Source organism: Cohnella xylanilytica (genome assembly GCF_014212175.1).
In the GTDB taxonomy this organism is placed as follows: domain Bacteria; phylum Bacillota; class Bacilli; order Paenibacillales; family Paenibacillaceae; genus Cohnella; species Cohnella xylanilytica.
In genome coordinates, this window is sequence record NZ_JACJVR010000031.1 from 112,801 (window position 1) to 131,253 (window position 18,453).

The 18,453-nt window shown below is 61.2% G+C and carries 18 protein-coding genes; 13 read left to right on the forward strand and 5 right to left on the reverse strand.

The features are described from left to right. Positions 1–677: 677 nt before the first annotated feature. The 3 genes from H7B90_RS33360 to H7B90_RS09100 all read left to right on the forward strand — a co-directional run bounded on the left by H7B90_RS33360 (position 678) and on the right by H7B90_RS09100 (position 1,872). A complete protein-coding gene (locus tag H7B90_RS33360) occupies positions 678–983 on the forward strand; it encodes a DUF4183 domain-containing protein (protein WP_221481972.1) in 306 nt (101 codons plus the stop codon). A gap of 72 nt (positions 984–1,055) precedes the next feature. After that, positions 1,056–1,340 carry a DUF4183 domain-containing protein gene (locus H7B90_RS09095; RefSeq protein WP_185135543.1) on the forward strand — a complete coding sequence of 95 codons (285 nt, stop codon included), beginning with the start codon at positions 1,056–1,058 and terminating at the stop codon, positions 1,338–1,340. Positions 1,341–1,491: 151 nt separating this feature from the next. Then, the gene (locus tag H7B90_RS09100; protein WP_185135544.1) at positions 1,492–1,872 is read left to right on the forward strand and encodes a winged helix-turn-helix transcriptional regulator; all 381 of its coding nucleotides are present in this window, start codon (positions 1,492–1,494) and stop codon (positions 1,870–1,872) included. Between the two features lie 48 nt (positions 1,873–1,920). On the opposite strand, the gene H7B90_RS09105 is transcribed toward H7B90_RS09100, so the two are convergent. Beyond that, entirely contained in the window at positions 1,921–3,039 is a 1,119-nt protein-coding gene (locus tag H7B90_RS09105) for a response regulator (RefSeq protein WP_185135545.1), read from the reverse strand. A 210-nt stretch (positions 3,040–3,249) separates the two neighbouring features. Between H7B90_RS09105 and H7B90_RS09110 the strand changes: the two genes are divergently transcribed. The 5 genes from H7B90_RS09110 to H7B90_RS09130 all read left to right on the forward strand — a co-directional run bounded on the left by H7B90_RS09110 (position 3,250) and on the right by H7B90_RS09130 (position 10,064). Continuing rightward, on the forward strand, positions 3,250–6,375 hold the full coding sequence (locus tag H7B90_RS09110) for an ATP-binding protein (protein ID WP_185135546.1): 3,126 nt from the start codon (positions 3,250–3,252) through the stop codon (positions 6,373–6,375). 867 nt (positions 6,376–7,242) lie between these two features. After that, on the forward strand, positions 7,243–7,647 hold the full coding sequence (locus H7B90_RS09115) for a cupredoxin domain-containing protein (protein WP_185135547.1): 405 nt from the start codon (positions 7,243–7,245) through the stop codon (positions 7,645–7,647). 31 nt (positions 7,648–7,678) lie between these two features. Then, positions 7,679–7,882 (forward strand): cytochrome c oxidase subunit 2A, encoded by a 204-nt coding sequence (locus H7B90_RS33365; RefSeq protein ID WP_185135582.1) that lies wholly within the window; start codon positions 7,679–7,681, stop codon positions 7,880–7,882. 30 nt (positions 7,883–7,912) lie between these two features. Continuing rightward, entirely contained in the window at positions 7,913–8,389 is a 477-nt protein-coding gene (locus H7B90_RS09125) for a cytochrome c oxidase subunit II (RefSeq protein WP_185135548.1), read from the forward strand. Between the two features lie 37 nt (positions 8,390–8,426). Further along, complete coding sequence (locus tag H7B90_RS09130) at positions 8,427–10,064, forward strand: b(o/a)3-type cytochrome-c oxidase subunit 1 (protein WP_185135549.1); 1,638 nt, start codon at positions 8,427–8,429, stop codon at positions 10,062–10,064. 104 nt (positions 10,065–10,168) lie between these two features. On the opposite strand, the gene H7B90_RS09135 is transcribed toward H7B90_RS09130, so the two are convergent. The 3 genes from H7B90_RS09135 to H7B90_RS09145 all read right to left on the reverse strand — a co-directional run bounded on the left by H7B90_RS09135 (position 10,169) and on the right by H7B90_RS09145 (position 12,458). Beyond that, positions 10,169–10,594 (reverse strand): MarR family winged helix-turn-helix transcriptional regulator, encoded by a 426-nt coding sequence (locus H7B90_RS09135; RefSeq protein WP_185135550.1) that lies wholly within the window; start codon positions 10,592–10,594, stop codon positions 10,169–10,171. 325 nt (positions 10,595–10,919) lie between these two features. Beyond that, a complete protein-coding gene (locus H7B90_RS09140) occupies positions 10,920–11,780 on the reverse strand; it encodes a DUF4097 family beta strand repeat-containing protein (protein ID WP_185135551.1) in 861 nt (286 codons plus the stop codon). Between the two features lie 3 nt (positions 11,781–11,783). Further along, positions 11,784–12,458 carry a DUF1700 domain-containing protein gene (locus H7B90_RS09145; protein WP_185135552.1) on the reverse strand — a complete coding sequence of 225 codons (675 nt, stop codon included), beginning with the start codon at positions 12,456–12,458 and terminating at the stop codon, positions 11,784–11,786. 450 nt (positions 12,459–12,908) lie between these two features. Here H7B90_RS09145 and H7B90_RS09150 point away from each other — a divergent pair, with 450 nt between their 5' ends. The 5 genes from H7B90_RS09150 (at position 12,909) to cyoD (ending at position 17,353) form a co-directional block, all read left to right on the forward strand. Continuing rightward, positions 12,909–13,133, forward strand: a complete 225-nt coding sequence (locus H7B90_RS09150) for a hypothetical protein (protein ID WP_246578579.1) — start codon at positions 12,909–12,911, stop codon at positions 13,131–13,133. 258 nt (positions 13,134–13,391) lie between these two features. Next, positions 13,392–14,390, forward strand: a complete 999-nt coding sequence (gene cyoA / locus H7B90_RS09155; RefSeq protein ID WP_185135554.1) for a ubiquinol oxidase subunit II — start codon at positions 13,392–13,394, stop codon at positions 14,388–14,390. 17 nt (positions 14,391–14,407) lie between these two features. Beyond that, entirely contained in the window at positions 14,408–16,378 is a 1,971-nt protein-coding gene (locus H7B90_RS09160; RefSeq protein ID WP_185135555.1) for a cbb3-type cytochrome c oxidase subunit I, read from the forward strand. Then, on the forward strand, positions 16,378–17,004 hold the full coding sequence (gene cyoC, locus H7B90_RS09165) for a cytochrome o ubiquinol oxidase subunit III (RefSeq protein ID WP_185135556.1): 627 nt from the start codon (positions 16,378–16,380) through the stop codon (positions 17,002–17,004). The genes H7B90_RS09160 and cyoC overlap by 1 nt, the downstream gene beginning before the upstream one ends. 1 nt (position 17,005) lies before the next feature. After that, positions 17,006–17,353 (forward strand): cytochrome o ubiquinol oxidase subunit IV, encoded by a 348-nt coding sequence (gene cyoD / locus H7B90_RS09170; protein ID WP_185135557.1) that lies wholly within the window; start codon positions 17,006–17,008, stop codon positions 17,351–17,353. Positions 17,354–17,524: 171 nt separating this feature from the next. On the opposite strand, the gene H7B90_RS09175 is transcribed toward cyoD, so the two are convergent. Then, the gene (locus H7B90_RS09175) at positions 17,525–18,430 is read right to left on the reverse strand and encodes a cation diffusion facilitator family transporter (RefSeq protein ID WP_311772701.1); all 906 of its coding nucleotides are present in this window, start codon (positions 18,428–18,430) and stop codon (positions 17,525–17,527) included. Positions 18,431–18,453 lie beyond the last annotated feature (23 nt).

Sequence of the window (18,453 nt, forward strand, 5' to 3'; positions counted from 1 at the left end):
ACGAAGGAGGGGCGGGCTGGATGAAGGATTCGGGGAACGGGACCTCGGCTCCGCGGAGACGACGCAAGCCGCCGCGCCGAAGAGGCGGAACGGCGCGGAAGCGCCGCTCTTCCGGGCGCGCCGCGCTTCGCCGGCGGAGGAACGGCCGCCCGAGAAGCGCCTGCGCGCCCGCGAAGCGGCGGGTCGCGGCGGGCCGCCGACCTTCGGGACGTCCCGGCCCGCCTGGACCTCCCGGGCCGCCCGGGCCGCCCGGACCTCCGGGCCCGATGGGGCCTCCCGGGTTCCCGGGGGCGTACGGCGAAGCCGGTCCCGGAGGCATGCGGGGGCGCGAAGAGGGGCGGGAGTATCAAGGTCCTCCAGGTCCGGCGGGTCCGGAAGGGGCCCGAGGAGCTCTAGGGTTTCCCTTCTCTTCGGGATCTCAGGGCTCGCAAGGCGAGCCCGGTTCCCAAGGTCCGCAAGGCGCACAAGGCCCGCAAGGCGTACAAGGCTCGCAAGGCCCGGAAGGTCCGCAAGGTCCTCAAGGCCAGCCGGGCCTCCCGGGGGCGCAAGGCATCCCCGGATCTCAAGGCGCTCCGGGACCGCAAGGTCCTCAAGGTGTTCAAGGTCTTGAAGGCCCTGAAGGCCCTAAAGGCCCTGAAGGTCCCCAAGGGCCGCCGGGCACGGTCTTCGTCCCCGGCGTGATCGTCACCCCGGCCGTGAACCGCTACTTCTACGTCCCCGAGTCCGACCTGGACCTCTCCGCTCCGGTCGCGATTCCGGCCGCCTTGTTCACGACCGACGAAGGAGCTCCGGCCGCGAGCTTCGAGGGACTGGGCCCGAACGGGTACCGGGACTTGTACATCAACGGCATTCTGCAGCCCGGCGGCCTATACGGAGTCGAGCCGGAAGCTCTTACGATCGATGCCGGGGGCGGCGCGGTTTATGCCGGCACTCCCATTATACTGGCCGTGGTCCGGTGGACCGCCGAGGTCGTTCCTTCGTAATTTTTGCAGATAAGCCCTCTCGGGTGCGGGGATCGGTGAATCTACTGATTCCAGAGAGAGGGGGTGACCATTATGCCTATCGTGCAACCCTATATCAACGGCAGGAGATTCGCCGCCACCATGGGCGCAGGGACGGGCACCGGAGCTACGTTCGCGATCGCGGCCACGGCGTTCACCACCGATGCCGGCATTGCCGCGACCGCTTTTCCGGCGGCGTACGCCTACTACAATTTTTACATTAACGGAATCCTGCAGACGGGCGACACGTCGACCGTTACGACGACGACTCTCACGATCCCCGGAGGAGACGCCCTCGATCCCGGAACGACGATCATCGTCGAGTTCATCGTCACCTGAACTAGAGTCGTACAAGCTAGCCGGTGCCTGAGAGCCGGCTTTTTTCTTGACGGGAACCGGTAAGCGTTCGAGCCGCCCTTTCAGAAATTGTTCAGCGTTGCATGATAGAAATAGAGGGGAAGTAAAAGGCAGTAAAATCGTGGAGGGCATTATGGATACTCAAGTTAACCAGCCGGGGTTCGCCGGACTGCGGACGGGCGACTCCGTCGAGACGACCGTTCACATCGTAGGCGGGAAGTGGAAGGGCGTCATCCTCTACCATCTGATCGAAGGGGAGCTCCGGTTCAACCAGATCCGCAGGCGGATTCCGGGCATCACCCAGAGAATGCTGACCCTTCAGCTTCGCGATCTGGAGAAAAGCGGAGTGCTGGACCGGGTCGTCTACCAGGAGACTCCGCCCCGCGTCGGCTACCGCCTGAATGCGCTCGGGCGCACCTTGATTCCGCTTATCACGATGATGAAGGAGTGGGGAGACAGCTATCGCGGGCAGCTCTCGGCGGAGCCGATCCAACCGTCCGTCCTCGTCGAATGACGAAGCGCGCGGACCGAATCGCTTGCCTGCGCCTCTCGCGGCATTCGCTCAGGCCCGCTTCCAGCCGGAATACCAAGCTTGGATCTCCGCGGACGGTTCCGCGTCGTATTCCTCCCGCATCATCTCCCGCAGCCGTTGGTACTGCTGCTCCGCCAGGCTGCGCTCTCCCTGCCGGGCGTACAGCTTCATCAGGTGGGAATAAGTCTCTTCCGCGTAAGGCAGCCTCTGCTGAATGCGGAGATACCAGTCCGCCGCCAGCGCCTCCTTGCCCTTCCGCTCCATCTTCTTCGCGAACCGCATGGCATGATGGCGCCACAGATTGAGCAAGCGCTGCCTCTCGTTCTCCGCCCACAGATAACCGTGCTCTTCGAAGTAATCGCCCCGGTACAGATTGAGCCATTCCTCGTATTGCTCGTCCGATAGGCTCTCGAGCTCCTCTTCGTTCCGCAGCCGGTTCTCCCATTGTTCGACGTCGGAGGCGATTCCGCCGAGATCGAGCGAATAGCTGTTCCCGGCATTCGCGATCTTGACCGAGATGCCGGCCGCCTCGAGAGAGCGGCGCAGCTGATAGATCGTGGTGTACAGCTGCGTGTAAGCCTTCTTGAGCTCGACTTCCGGCCATAGGATCTCCACCAGCGTATCCTTGCGGACAAGCTGATCCTTCCGGAACAGGAGGTAGGCGAACAGCTCCTGCGCTTTGACCGTCCTCCAGGCGAGCTGCTCCTGCTTGCCGTATTCGATCTGCATCCGTTGGAAGCAGCGGATGAAGGCCGGACTGGATGGAGCGGGAGCCGCTTCGTCCTTGTCCTTCAGCCGGGCTTCGATTCTGCGCACGGTCAGGGCCAGCCGCTCCGTCTGAACCGGCTTGAGCACGTAGTCCAGCGCTTGCAGCTCGAACGCCTTCACCGCGTACTCTTCGTAGGCGGTGACGAAGACCACCTCCACGGACGGGTGGATGTCCTGCAGTCTCTCCGCCGCCTCCAGCCCGTTGATCTCCGGCATATCGATATCGAGGAAGACGACGTCGGGCTTCGCGGAAGCCGCCGCTTCGAGCGCCTCCGCCACGTCCTGGAACGTGTCCAGCACTTCGACCCCGCCGATCCTGGTCAATTGTCTCTTCAAATCGAGAAGCGCCAACGCTTCGTCGTCCACTAACAAGCCCCGCATGGTCCGATTAACCTCCGTCAGAGGGCAAGCCTCGTATTTCTCTTCTCTCCGTCGAGCCCGAGATGTCCTTGCTATATTTATATCGAAGTTTGCCACGAAATGTTGCAGTAGATAGCGGTAACAATTTTGAACAGGGGATGAACTCGCAAGGAAAACGATTGATTTTGTCGAATTATAACGGGAAAAGAATGCAAATGAGGCCGGGGATTCATGAAGCGCACCGTTGCGATTGTATTGATCTATATAGCCGTGCTGGCAGGCTTGCGTTGGATTTGGTACGACCAGTTCGGGCCGAAGGCGGATTACCCGCAAGCGGTCCAAGGCGTTCTGGACCTGCGGGGGGTGGACCTGGAACGGTACGGCACGATTCCGCTGGACGGGGAGTGGGAGTTTTATCCGGGCCAGCTGCGAACGGGAGACGACTTCGCGGGTGTCGCGGCCGCCTCCGCCTCCAAGCGTTACGTTCGGGTTCCGGGCAATGCGGGAGGATCGTTGACGGAGAGCGAACGATCGGCGCTATACGGATACGGAACCTACCGGCTGCGGATTCTCGTCGATCGTCCTCTGAACGAGCCTTACCAGCTGTGGATTCAGAAAATCGAGGCGTCTTCGCAGGTGGAGATAAACGGCGAAGTCTCCCCGCCCTCCGGGCAGCCCGCGAATCGGGCGGAGAACTACAAGCCCCGGGCGGGCTCTTATACCGTCGCGTATGACGGCGGGAACAGCCGCGAGATCGACGTCATTATCCGAATGGCGAATTTCGACCGCCCCTATCAGGGGGGGATCGTCCGTTCCATTCTGTTCGGCCCGCAATCGGCCGTGGATACCGAACGCTGGTATTCCATCGGCTTCCAGCTCGTGGCCTTCGTGATCATGCTGCTGCACGGTCTTTACGCGCTTATCCTGTACTTCTTCAACCCGCGCGTTAAGGCGCTGCTCTTCTTCCTGGCCTTGCTTCTGCTCGTGGCCCTCTCGATCGCCTGCAGCAACGACCGGATTCTGCTGCAATGGGTGCCGCTCAACTACGCCTGGACGTTGAAGCTTACGGTCTTGTCTTACGTCGGGCTGTCGTTCTTTATTTTGCTGATGACCCGGATTTTCTTCGGGAAGAACCGGCCCGGCAAGCTGTTCTACGGGTACGCCTGCCTATTCGGCCTCTACGTGCTCTTCGTGCTGGTCGCGCCTGCCCGATACATCGATTGGACGTTGTACTACCGAATTTTTACTTTTCTATACCTGTTCCCGGTTCTATGGTTCTTCCTTCTGGTCGTCCGGGTTACTCTGCGAAGGCAGGAGGGGGCCGTCTTCCTGCTGTGCGTGGCGATCGCCATCGTCTCCAGCGTCGTGTGGGGGATCGAACCCCTTAACACGCCGCCGGTCTACTATCCGGTCGACATGATCGCCGCGATCGTCTGCTTCTCGGCCTTCTGGTTCCGGCAGTACTTCCGCCAATCGGAGGAGAACGCCGCCCTGAACGAACGGCTGCGGGCCGCGGACAAGATGAAGGACCGGTTCCTGGCCAACACGTCCCACGAGCTTCGGACTCCGCTTCACGGCGTCATCAACATCGCGCAGACCGTGCTGTCCCGCGAGAAGCAGTCGCTCGATCCGAGAAGCGCCAAGGAGATGGAGCTGCTGATCACGGTCAGCCGGCGCATGTCGCATCTGCTGAACGACCTGCTCGACGTCGTGCGGCTGCAGGAAGAGCGGATCGCCCTTCGGCTCGAACCGCTGCGCGTTCAGTCCGTCGCCTCCGGCGTCATCGGAATGCTGGAGTTCCTGACGGAAGGCAAGCCGATCCGGCTTCGGACGGAGATCGGCGAAGGGATGCCGCCGGTCCTCGCGGACGAGAAGCGGCTCGTGCAGATTCTGTTCAACCTCGTGCACAACGCGATTAAATATTCCGAGGAAGGCACGATCGTCGTCTCGGCGGACGTCCGCGGCCGCGAAGCCGTCATCCGCGTCGCCGATACGGGAGCCGGCATGGACGCCCGGACGGCCGAACGCGTCTTCGAGCCGTACGAGCAGGGACGGCACTCGGAAGGCGGGGGAAGCATCGGCCTCGGGCTCAGCATCTGCAAGCAGCTGGTCGAGCTGCACGGCGGAACCTTGACCGTGCAATCCCGGGTCGGGGAAGGCTCGGTCTTCTCCTTCACGCTGCCGCTCGCGGAGGATGGCGTCGAACCGGCCCCGGAGACGGGCGGCGGAGAGAGCGAACGGGAGCGGGAGCCGGGGCTCTCGGCGGTCCGGGAGGTCGCGGCCGCCCTGGAGACTTCCGCCGCCGGCATCGCGCCCGAGTCGCTCCACCTCACTTCCGGAGGGCAGGTGAATCTGCTCGTCGTAGACGACGATCCGGTCAATCTCCAGGTGCTGAAGGGCATCTTCTCCGAATTCCCTTATCGGGTCCATGCGGCGTCCTCCGCCCGGGAAGCGCTCGAATGCCTGAACGCGGAACCGTGGGATCTGCTTATCGCCGACGTCATGATGCCGCAGATGTCCGGCTACGAGCTGGCCCGAATCGTCCGGGAGCGCTTCAACGTCTCGGAGCTGCCGATCCTGCTGCTCACCGCGCGGAGCCAGCCCGAAGACATCTACGCCGGCTTCCTGAGCGGCGCCAACGATTACGTCGTCAAGCCGGTGGACGCCTTGGAGCTGAAGTATCGCGTCTGGTCGCTGACGACGCTCAAGCGGTCGGTCGACGAGCGGCTCCGGATGGAGGCAGCTTACTTGCAGGCGCAGATCCACCCGCACTTCCTGTTCAACGCGCTCAACTCGATTCTGGCGCTCAGCGAAGTCGATACGGAGCGAATGCGCGAGCTCGGAGACGCCTTCGCCCTGTACCTTAGAATCAGCATCGACTATATGAACACGGAACAGGTGGTCCCGCTCGCTTACGAACTGGAGCTGGTCCGGTCCTACCTGTACATCGAGAAGGCGAGGTTCGAGGACCGGCTCGCGGTCGAGTGGGACATCGATCCGGAAGCGGCCGGCATGCTGCTGCCTCCGCTGACGATCCAGCCGCTCGTCGAGAACGCGGTGAAGCACGGCTTGCTAAGCCGGGCGAAGGGCGGCCGGCTGGACGTCCGGATCCGGAAGCAAGGGGCGAACGCGTCGATCGAAGTGAAGGACAACGGCAAGGGAATGACGGAGGAGGAGATCCGGCAGCTGCGGCTCGACGACAGGTCGGGCGCCGGCGGAATCGGCCTGCGGAATACGAACCGCCGGCTGACGCAGCGGTACGGCCGGGGACTCGAGATCCGCAGCGCGCCGGACGAAGGGACGAGCGTCTCGTTCGTCGTCCCGCTGCCCGACAACCGGATAGAACCGAAGGAATGACGGCAAGGAGCCGGGATCGATCGACGATCCCGGCTCCTTTTTTTCTGCCGTTGACCCATTCGCATACAGGATCCGCGATCCCGGCTTCGGTTCATATCTTGGCATAGATCGGATCGGGAAGAAGCTCCGTAGGTAAGACCCGGGCGGGCCCGGCAGGCCCCATTTCGCCGATGCTGAAGGTTTCGCCGCAGGCAGTTAGCGGCTAAACTTGTGCGTTTTTGCGAATAAGCATCCTCGATGTCATCCATGCCGATGAGCTTCTGTATGATTTTTCCTACATCCTGCGAGCAAGGGGCCTGTCGAGGAGGAATTTGTATGATTTTTCATACACCCTGCGAGCAAGGGCCTTGTTGAGGGGGGATTTGTATGATTTTTCATACACCCTGCGAGCAGGGGCCTTGTTGAGGGGGGGATTTGTATGATTTTTCATACATCCTGCGAGCAAGGGGCCTTATCGAGGGGGAATTTGTATGATTTTTCATACATCCTGCGAGCAAGGGCCTTGTTGAGGGGGGATTTGTATGATTTTTCATACATCCTGCGAGCAAGGGGCCTGTCGAGGAGGAATTTGTATGATTTTTCATACACCCTCCGAGTAAGGTGCCGTTTCGATGAGGAACTGTATGATTTTTCGTATCCATTTATGCCAAGCGCCTTCTCGGAGCAGACGGGGCCAAACCAAAAATCGAACAGGACGGTTCCGTTAGAGAAAGGGTCATCCGTTTATTTCGCCCCGCGTACGCCGAAGTCACAGAAAGTTCATGCCTGCTCTCCCCGGAATGTGAATTCCGTCACAGTGAACCGGGGGGCGCCGCCTTTAAGATGGGGGTGTTCCGATTTAACCCAATCCATTGGAGGGACGTCCGAATGAAGAAGCGGTCCATCATGACGTGCATCCTGCTCTTGGCGGCAGGGCTGCTGAGCGCTTGCGGCGGAGGAGACGACGACAAAGAGAACGCCTCCGCTCCCGCGTCGGCAAGTTCGTCCGCGCCGGCAGCCGCCGGCGGCGAGGCGAAGGAGATCAAGGTCGACGCGAAGAATTTCGAGTTCGACCAGAAGGAGATCAAGGTGGCCAAGGGCGACAAGGTGACGATCGCGCTGAACAACTCCCAAGGCAACCACGCGCTGAAGATCGACGGCTACGACGTCGAAGCGAAGGGCGGCAAGTCCGTCACGTTCACGGCCGACAAGGCGGGAGAGTTCAAGTTCTACTGCAGCGTCATGTGCGGGGCGGGCCATGCCGACATGACGGGCAAGCTGATCGTCGAATAACGCCCGCGAAGGGCACGAAGGAGGAAGTCTCGTGGCCAAACGCGCATCGGACGCAGGCAGGCCGGCGGCGAACGGGAAGGAGACCGCGGAACGGCCTCAGGCGGGCCGCGACCCCGGGGCCGGCGCGCCCGATCAAGCATCGCTCAAGGGGACGTTCGCGTCGGTTATGCTGCTGGGCGCTTTTCTCATCGTCGCTTGGGTGTCCGTGTTCGTCCTGTACGTGCATCGGAATTGACCGACATACGTTGACGAGGAGAGAGAGCTTATGCACATTCACCGCCTGGAAAAAATATGGCTGACCTTCGGCATGGCGATGCTGGTCGTCTTCCTGCTCGTTCTCGGCCTGTCCGCCTTCACGATGGGGATGGACACGCCGAACAGCAAGCATCATGCCCATTCGATCGATCCGGCCAAGGTGAGCGAGACGCCGCCGTTCGACAAGCCGGTTCTGACTCCGACGGGCGACGGCGAATACGAAGCCGTCATGGTCGCCTACGCCTTCGGCTACAGTCCGGAGACGCTGGAAGTGCCCGCGGGCTCGACCGTTCACTTCGCGGTGACGAGCTCGGACGTCGTTCACGGCTTCGAGATTCCCGGCACGAACGTGAACATGATGATCGTGCCGGGCGAAGCGAATCACGTCTCCCATACGTTCGACAAGCCTGGGGAGTATCTGATTCTGTGCAACGAGTATTGCGGCATCGGGCATCAGATGATGTACACGAAGCTTGTCGTGAAGTAAGGGGAAGGCAACGCTATGGCCGAAAGGACGATCGATCATGACTTCGACATTTGACCGCAAGGACGGCAAGCTGGTGCTGGCCCACCTCCTGTTCGCTTACGGAGCCTTGCTCCTGGGCGGGATCTGCGGCCTGCTCCAGAGCCTGGTGAAGGGCGGCACGATCACGCTTCCGGCGGGCATCGGCTACTACCAGCTGCTGACCGCGCACGGCGTGTTGATGGCGCTGGTGTTCACGACCTTTTTTATCATCGGGTTCCTGTATTCGGGTCTGAGCAAGACGCTCGGGGGATCCTTGACGGGGCTGTCCCGGAAGCTCGGCTGGGCCGGCTTCGCGCTGATGGCTTCGGGCACGGTTCTCGGCGTCGTCATGGTGCTGCTCAACAAGGCGACCGTGCTGTACACGTTCTACGCGCCGCTGAAGGCGTCGCCTTACTTCTATATCGCGCTCGTGCTGCTCGTCGTCGGCAGCTGGCTGGGCGGCTACGGGGCGTTCGCGCAATACCGGGCGTGGAAGAAGACGAATCGGGGGAAGCTGTCTCCGCTGCTCGCGTTCATGGCCGTCGTGACGATGCTCATGTGGCAGATCGCGACGCTCGGCGTGGCCGCGACCGTGCTGATCCAGTTCATCCCGTGGTCGTTCGGATGGGTCGATACGATCAACGTGCTGCTCAGCCGGACGCTGTTCTGGTACTTCGGCCATCCGCTCGTCTACTTCTGGCTGATGCCGGCCTACATGAGCTGGTACGTCATCGTTCCGAAGATCATCGGCGGGAAAATCTACAGCGACGCTCTCGCGCGCCTGGCGTTCATCCTGCTGCTGCTGTTCTCGATTCCGGTCGGCTTCCACCACCAGCTCATGGAGCCGGGCATCGCGCCGTTCTGGAAGTTCCTGCAGGTGGTGCTGACCTTCATGGTCGTCGTGCCGTCGCTCATCACCGCGTTCTCGCTGTTCGCGACCTTCGAGCTGAACGGCCGCGCCCGAGGGTCGACGGGATTGTTCGGCTGGCTGAAGAAGCTGCCCTGGAAGGACGTCCGCTTCTTCGCTCCGTTCATGGGGATGCTCGTCTTCATTCCGGCCGGAGCGGGCGGGCTCATCAACGCCAGCAATCAGATGGACGCCGTCGTCCACAACACGATGTGGGTCACGGGGCACTTCCATCTGACGGTGGCGACGAGCGTGGCGCTCACCTTCTTCGGCATCGGCTACTGGCTCATCCCCGTCGTGACGGGGAGAAGGCTGACGGCGCGGCTGAACAAGATCGGCATTCTTCAGGTGTCCCTCTGGTGCGTCGGCATGCTGTTCATGTCGGGCTCGATGCACGGCTCCGGCCTGCTCGGCGACCCGCGGCGGACGGACTACACGACCTACAACGACAGCCCGCAGGCGGTGCTGTGGATGCCTTACCACGTGGCGATGGCCATCGGCGGCATCATTCTGTTCGTCAGCGTCATCGTGCTGATGTTCGCGGTCGTCGGCTTGCTCCGGGCGCCGCGCGGGGAGGAAGAGTATCCGATCGGGGAAGTGATCGATACGGCGGAGAAGACGCCGGCGATGTTCGAGCGCTGGGGGTTGTGGGTCGGCGTCTCGGCGGCGCTTATCGTCGTCGCCTACACGATTCCGCTTATCGACATCATCGGCAACGGCATCGGCTCTCCGGGGTATAAGCTGTGGTAGGTTAAGAGTCTGGATGAGAAAAAAACCCGAACCGCGCGGTTCGGGTTTTTTTGGGCCGCGGGTTCGGGTTTGCGGTCTTCGCGCTGCGAGAGAGGGCGGGTGCCTTACGAGTCGACGTTCAGCAGCTTGCGATAAATGGCGATGAGGCTGTCGACCTCCGCTTCGTCGAGGGGGCTGAACATCTTCTCCGTCAGGGCGATCCGCTTGTCCTGTACGGTCTTGAGGGCGGCGTGGCCTTCTTCGGTGATCTCCAGCTTGACGACCCGGCGGTCGCTCGCGTCATTGATGCGACGGGCGAGATTCTGGCGGACGAGCTTGTCCGAGATGACGGTCATTCCCCCGGAGGTTACGCCCAGGAACTGCGCCAGATACGTGCTCGACTTGGGTCCTTCCGACGCGAGAATGTCCAGGGCCTGCACCTGGCTCAATGAGATATCTTGATCGTTGTCCCGGCTCCATTCCTGTCTCCACAAGCGGTTATGCAGCCGGATCAGTCCGAACAGTTCGACGAGTTGTTCGTGCTTCGACACGTCCCATCCTCCAACTTTCCGAGTTTATTCGATTTTCTCATAAATCGGCTTTTCCCGCCAGTTCCTATTCGGCGTTCGGCCCGTTACAGCGCCCGATCTTCGCGCGGAGCGATCCGTTATTCGCCGGACTCCAATTCGGTTAGTGGAGGCGAGATGAGCCAGACCCGCGGATAGAGTTGCTGTAACCGCCAAAATGGAGATTGGAGAGGTCGAAACCGGAGAACGAGGAGATGGGGGGCGAGAATGACGTGTCGGCGCCTCGAATGAGCCCAAATAAAACCGCCCCGAGGCGCGATGCCTTGGGGCGGTTCCGTTCCATTCGCGGTTACTCCGTGTAGGAGACGCGGATGCTGCCGGCGTCGGTGCGGACCTTGATGACTTCCGGCGACGTTCCCTTGGCGTCGGGAGCCGTCACCGATCCGGCGTCGGTCTTCAGGTCGAAAGTGCCTTCGTACGACTCGGGAATCTGCACCCGGACGCTGCCGGCGTCGGTCTTGATGTCCGCTCCGGTCGTGTCGTCCTTGAGCAGCTTGACGCTGCCGGAGTCGGTGGAGAGCTTGGCGGTGCCGGTCAAGTGCTGGATGTCGATGCTGCCGGCGTCGGTCTTGGCGTTCAGATCGGCGCGAATGTCCGTGCCGGCGATGCGGCCCGCGTCGGTGTGGAGCTTCAGAGTCTCGCCTTCGAAGCCGTCCACGCGGATGCTGCCCGCGTCCGTCGAGAAGTCGGCCGCGCGGGCCTCCGCCCCGTTGACGGTCATGGAGCCGGCATCCGTGGAGAAGCGCAGGGTGTCGAGGGCGGCCGCCGCTTCTTCGGTCAGCGTGACGACGACGTGCTGCTTGTCGTTGACGAAAGGGCCGAAGTTGAAATTGAACCAGCGGAAGCGCTCCTTCATATCGATCTTCAAAGCCCCGCCGCTCACGCGAACGTTGCCGATCCGGTCGATAATCTCCTGCTTCGCCTTGCCTTCGATCAGAACGGAGTTCTTCCCGTCGGCGCTGGGCTGGAATTCGATCGTAGAGGCCTGGGAATCGAACGCGATGCTCAGCTCCTTCAGATCGCCGGATCGGAACTCCCATTTATGATGATATTCGTTCAGCGGCTTGCCGAAGTTGAAGCCGTAGAGCGCCGCGCCTCCGATGCCGACGAGAATGAGGCCGGCGGCGACGCTGATCCATCGTTTAGCCATGATTCAATTCCTTCCTCTCCATAGATGAACGTTCCATTTGAAATAGAGCGAATTGACGTGAATCCACGCTTTGGCCAAGTAGTAGAACGCGACGGCCATCAGAATTCCGATCCCGGTCGCTCCGAAGGCGATGAACAGCTTCGCCGGGAAGAACTCGCCGTTCATGAACCAGTCGAGCCCAGCGGCCAGGGGGGCGGCGATCGCTCCGAGCGCCCCCGCGCCGAATCCGAGCAGCGCCGCCCATAAGGAAGCGATGATCGGCAGCAGGATCATGTTCAGGAATCCGAGCAGCACGAGGACGCCCAGCTTGCGGGCGAAGTCGGAGCGGGGAGCCGGCGGGCTCCAGGGAGCGGCGGCGGCGTATCCCGGGCCGGCATCGTACCCCGGAGAGGCCGAATACGTTCCCTGGCTTGCGTCCGAAGCATCATAAGTGGAGTCCGCGTAACCTCCGCGGGCGTCCGAGTAGGGCCGGTATTCCGTCGACCAGCTCTTGTTCAGGATCGCGGACGCCCGCGCCACCGGGTCTCCCAGCTCCTGAAGAATCTCTTCCTCCGCCCGGCCGGCCTGGATGCCGTAGGCGAAATAATCTTCGTATTCCTTCACGATCTCGCTCCGCCGCGGCTCGGGCATCGGCGCCAGATGATACTCCAGCGAAGCCAGGAAGTAATGTTTATTCATGAACGAACTCTCCCTCTACTCGTATTCGACGCGTCAGGGTCCGAATCATTCCCGAGACTTCGATATTCTCGACTCTGCCGGGCGGAACCTTCGGCGCGGCAAAGTTTTCCTTGCGGCGTCCTTGTTGAACTCATTGTACGGGAATTCCGGAAGGATCCGAACGGCCGGGAGACCAATCTTCGTCCCCGACTCGAGGCGGGGATCTTGGGAAATCCTAAACGGGCGGAGAGTTATAGCGCGATTCGCCGGGTAAAAAAGCAACAGGAGCCCCTTGAAAGGAAGGCGGAGGAACCCGGAAGGGACGATCGAGGATCGAGGCCGAGAAAAATGGGCCGAGAATCGTCAACTATTTTTGACAAAGGACATGATTTCGTCACAATTCCGTGATATAATGTTCACATATAGCGCTTACAAGGAAGGAGTAGGATGAACATGAAGAAGTCATTCGATATGTTCAGAACTCTTAAGTGGATAGCAGGTCTCGTTATTGTGTGCGGCATCGTATGCTGCGTCTGGAATATGTCGGAGTTCAACGACCGGAACCTCGGCCTGATGATCGGAATCGGATTCCTCGTGGGCGGCATCCAGATCATGCTGTTCGGCATGGTCGCGCCCTTGATGCAGAAGAAGGACGAGGCCGCCGCGCCTCCCGATTCGGCGAACGAGCTCGCCTAAGACCAAGCTGGATTCGCGCCGAGAAGGATTGCCAATGCAGAGAGAATTCTCCGCATTCGGCAGTCCTTTTTTTGCGTCTGATTGGACTTGCGTCGAAACGGTGAACAAATTATTGCGAATTCGAGGCGGTTCATTGACGCCTTTGTTAACTGTGCGGTACGTCACGCGACTTTCTGTTATCTTAAGGTCAGCAGCGCGGCATGGGGTTCGTGTGCCGTGCGAACAGGTTGCCGACTGGCAAGTGGGAGATGAGACTTGATGAAGAAGAAGGGATGGTACCGCCGCCTCGCCGCCGGGATTCCTCTGGCCGCGATCGCGTTCCTGCTGTCGGGTTGCAGCGTGAACATGGGCATTCTCGACCCGAAGGGAACCATTGCCCGCCAGCAGCTGGACTTGATCATTATTACTTCGGTCCTCTGCGTCATCATCCTGGTTCCGGTGTTGATCATGACATACTGGTTCGCGTGGAAGTACCGCCATCGCGGAGACGGGGAATATAAACCGAATTGGTCCCACAGCTCGAAGATCGAGTCGGTCATGTGGGGCGTTCCGATTATCGTGATTCTGATCATCGCCGTCCTTACGGTTCAATACGCGCATAAGCTCGAGCCTTCGAAGGCGATCGCGTCCGAAGCGAAGCCGATCACCATCGAGGTGACCTCGCTCGACTGGAAGTGGCTGTTCACTTATCCCGAGCAAGGGGTGGCGTCGGTCAACTACGTGCGGTTCCCGGCGAACGTGCCGGTCGAGTTCAAGCTGACGGCCGACGCGCCGATGAACTCGTTCTGGATTCCGCAGCTCGGCGGCCAGATCTATACGATGTCGGGCATGGCGATGGAGCTGAACCTGATGGCCGACCATGTCGGGCAATACCCGGGCAAGGGCGCGAACTTCAGCGGCGAGCACTTCGGCAAGATGGAGTTCATCGCCGAGGCGACGTCGCAGGAAGACTTCGATAAGTGGGTCGCGGACGTCAAGGGTTCTTCTCCGGCCCTGACCGAGCAAGGCTACGGCGAGCTCGCCGAGCCGGGAATCGTCGAGAAACCGACGACGTACTCTTCGTTCCCGGAAGGCCTGTTCGATCGGATCGTCAACAAATACAGCGCGGGCGCCGGCTCCGGACACCATCACGGCTCGTCTTCGTCGGACGGCGAATCGGCGGATGAAGCCCAAGCCATGGACATGGGAGCCATGGACATGGGCACCGCGGGCGATTCGTCCACGGCGACGACCGAGCACGCGCATCAACATAATTAGGAGAAGGAGGGTGTCCCATGCTGGATAAGATAAAGGATTTCGCGTCGGACTTCTTCGTGACCGGGGACCCGCTGATCTACGGCGCCGACGTCGCGATCGTCCTGACGATGGCCGCGGTCGTCTTCGTCCTGAGCTACTTCAAGAAGTGGGGTTGGCTCTGGCGCGAATGGCTGACGACGGTCGATCACAAGAAGATCGGCATCATGTACATTATCGCCGCGCTTCTGATGCTGTTCCGCGGCGGGGTGGACGCGCTGCTCATGCGCACCCAGCTCGTCATGCCGGAGATGGACTTCCTGAAGCCGGAGCACTATAACGAGATTTTCACCACGCACGGCGTCATTATGATTCTGTTCATGGCGATGCCGCTTATGTTCGGCCTGTTCAACATCGCCGTTCCGCTGCAGATCGGGGCGCGCGACGTCGCGTTCCCGTTCCTGAACTCGCTCAGCTTCTGGCTGTTCTTCATGGGCGCGATGCTGTTCAACCTGTCGTTCGTCATCGGCGGTTCGCCGAATGCCGGATGGCTCGCGTACCCGCCGCTGTCGGAGAAGATGTTCAACCCGGGCGTCGGGCAGGACTTCTACATCTGGGGCATCCAGATCTCCGGGATCGGGTCCTTGATGACGGGGATCAACTTCATCGTCACGATTCTGAAGATGCGCGCGCCGGGCATGAAGCTCATGAAGATGCCGATGTTCACCTGGTCGGTTCTCGCGAGCAGCCTGACGATCATCCTGGCGTTCCCGATTCTGACCGTTACGCTGGCGCTGCTGTTCATCGACCGGTTCCTCGGGGCGCACTTCTTCACCCTGGACGCCGGCGGCAACCCGATGATGTACATCAATCTCATCTGGATGTGGGGTCACCCCGAGGTATACATCGTTATCTTGCCCGCGTTCGGGATCTTCTCCGAGATCGTGTCCACGTTCTCGAAGAAGAAGCTGTTCGGCTACAAGTCGATGGTGTTCGCTCTCATGAGCATCAGCGTCGTGTCCTTCTTCACCTGGGCCCACCACTTCTTCACGATGGGCTCGGGCGCCAACGTCAACGCGTTCTTCGCCGTCTCGACGATGATCATCGCGATCCCGACCGGGGTCAAGGTGTTCAACTGGATTCTGACGATGTACAAAGGCAAGATCTCGTTCAAGACGCCGATGCTATGGACGATGGGCTTCATCCCGTGCTTCGTCGTCGGCGGCATGACCGGGGTGCTGCTCTCCGTGGCGCCCGCGGACTTCCAGTTCCATAACAGCTACTTCCTGATCGCGCACTTCCACCAGGTGCTCATCGGGGGCGTCGCCTTCGGGTACTTCGCCGGCTTGTATTACTGGTGGCCGAAGATGTTCGGGTTCAGCCTGAACGAGAAGCTGGGCAAGTGGGCGTTCTGGCTCTGGAACATCGGCTTCTACGTCTGCTTCATGCCGCAGTACCTGCTCGGCCTGATGGGCATGACGCGCCGCTACAGCTCCTACAGCTGGGATACCGGCTGGTTCGAGCTGAACCTCGTGTCGACGATCGGCGGCTTCCTGATGGGGATCGGCTTCCTGTTCCAAGTGTGGCAGATTCTCCACAGCATCAAGTTCATGCAGAAGGATACGACGGGAGACCCGTGGGACGGCCGCACGCTCGAATGGTCGATTCCTTCGCCGGCTCCGGAGTACAACTTCGCCACGGAGCCTCGCGTCAGCGCGATGGACGACTGGTGGGAGAAGAAGCAGAAGCTCGCAAGCGGCGGCGCTCCGGAACCGAAGCCCGCGCTGGAGCCGATCCACATGCCGAAAAATTCCGGCATTCCGATCATCAAGGCGACGTTCTGGTTCATCGCCGGCTTCGGCTTCGTCTTCGATTGGATGTGGATGGCCATCCCGGGCCTTATCGGGGTAGCGGCTTGCATGCTGGCGCATTCGTTCAATTACGATACGGATTATTATATTCCGGTGGATGAGATCAAACGCACGGAAGCTGCCGCGGGGAGGGGAGTCTGATGGCGAATCACGGGAATCACGCGGCCTCCGGGGCGCACGGGCACGATCACGGGCACGGAGGTCATCACGACCTGGAAGCCCTCCGGCAGATGGGGTTCTGGCTGTTCCTCATCACCGACTGTATTCTGTTCGGAACGTTGTTCGCGACTTATATCGTGCTTCATAACAATACGGCGGGAGGCCCGACGGCCTCCGAGCTGTTCGAGATGCCGGGCGTCATCGCCGAGACGTTCATCCTGCTCACTTCGAGCTTCACGAGCGGCCTCGCGGTTCTGTGCATGAACCGCGGCAACCGCCAAGGCCTCATCGGCTGGCTCGCCGTCACGGCGATTCTCGGCGCCGCCTTCATCGGGCTCGAAGTGTCCGAGTTCCTGAAGATGGTGGACGAAGGGGCCAAAATCTCGACGAGCGCCTTCCTGTCCGGCTTCTATACGCTGGTCGGCACCCACGGTCTTCACGTGTCGGTCGGCCTGTGCTGGATGATCGCGCTGATGTTCCAGCTTCGCAAGCACGGCATCACTTCGGTGACGCGCCGCAAGGTCAACGTCATCAGCTTGTACTGGCACTTTCTCGACGTCGTCTGGATCTTCGTCTTCACGATCGTATACATGATGGGGGTGATGTAAGATGGCGCAGCATCCAACCGGCCATTCGCACGACGCGCATGCGCACGGCGATTCCCACGAATCGCACGGCTCGCTGAAATCTTACGTCATCGGCTTCGTCCTGTCGCTCGTGCTGACGATCATTCCGCTCGTCGCGGTGCTGAACGACATGGTGGAAGGGACCGCCGCCCGCGTGCTGCTGCTCGTGACGGCCGTTCTGCAGTTCGTCGTGCAGCTGTTCTTCTTCATGCACCTGCGCGAAGAGAAGAAGCCTCGCTGGAACCTGATGGCTCTTATCCTCGGCCTGGTCATCGTGCTGACGATCGTCATCGGCTCGATCTGGATCATGACGTACAACAAGGTCGCTTAAGGCGGCTGTTGGCCAAATAGAAAGGCGCCGTCTGTCGCTCCCGATAAGGGGGGCGAAGACGGCGCTTATTCGTTGCGGCGAGGGTGGATAGTCGGCGCTGGCGGGAATCCGGCGGAGCGAGGGGAAGCGGCTCGGCGGCCGAGATCCATGCGCAAAAAAAAGACCAGGCGGCTATAGCGCCCGGTCTTCTCCTTCGTTCCATGGGTTGAGGTGCACCATGACCTCGACGACGTCGGGGTCGTTGTCCATGATGCAGTGCTTGATCTGGCGGCTGATGTCGTGGCCCTGCTGGATCGTGTAATGGCTCGGCACGCCCACGCGCACGTCGACGATGATGTAGTGGCCGTGCTCGCGCGCCCGCACGCGGTCGATCCGCTTGATCTCCTCGAGGCCGGAGATCAGCGTCTCGTAGCCGGCGAGCCGCTCGGCGGGCACGGTGCGCTCCATCAGGATGTCGACGGCCTCCTTGCCGATCTCGAAGGCGAGCTTGAGGACGAGCAGCGAGACGATGATGCCCGCGATCGGGTCGCCGTACGCCGTCCACGCCCAATCGAGCCGGTCGCCGAGCAGGGCGAGTCCGATGCCGACGACCGCGGCGAGAGAGGCGTACACGTCGGCGAGATGGTCGTAGGCGGTGGCGAGCACGCTCTTGCTCTTCTCCGCGCGGCCGATCCGGACCGTGTAGACGAACAGCGCCTGCTTCCAGACGAGCGACACGAACGCCGCGATCAGCGGCAGCCAGCTCTCGCTCTCCGGCGGTTCGAACAGCGACAGGACGGAATGGTAGCCGATCCAGAGGGCGGCGAGGGCGAGAATGACCGCCACCATGGCGGAGGCGACGACTTCGGCTTTGCCGTGCCCGTAGGGATGGTCCTCGTCCGCCGGCTTCTTGGACACCATGGACGACGTCAGGGCGGCGACCGTGGCGATAATGTCGCCCGCGTTATGGATGCCGTCGGCCAGCAGAACCGGGCTCGCGAAGGCGAAGCCGACTCCGATCTTGATAATCGTCAGCACGATGTTGCTGACCAGGCTGACCCAGATGGCGATCAACCCGCGGGAACGCGTCTCCGTCACAATGATGACTCCTTCAAAAAATG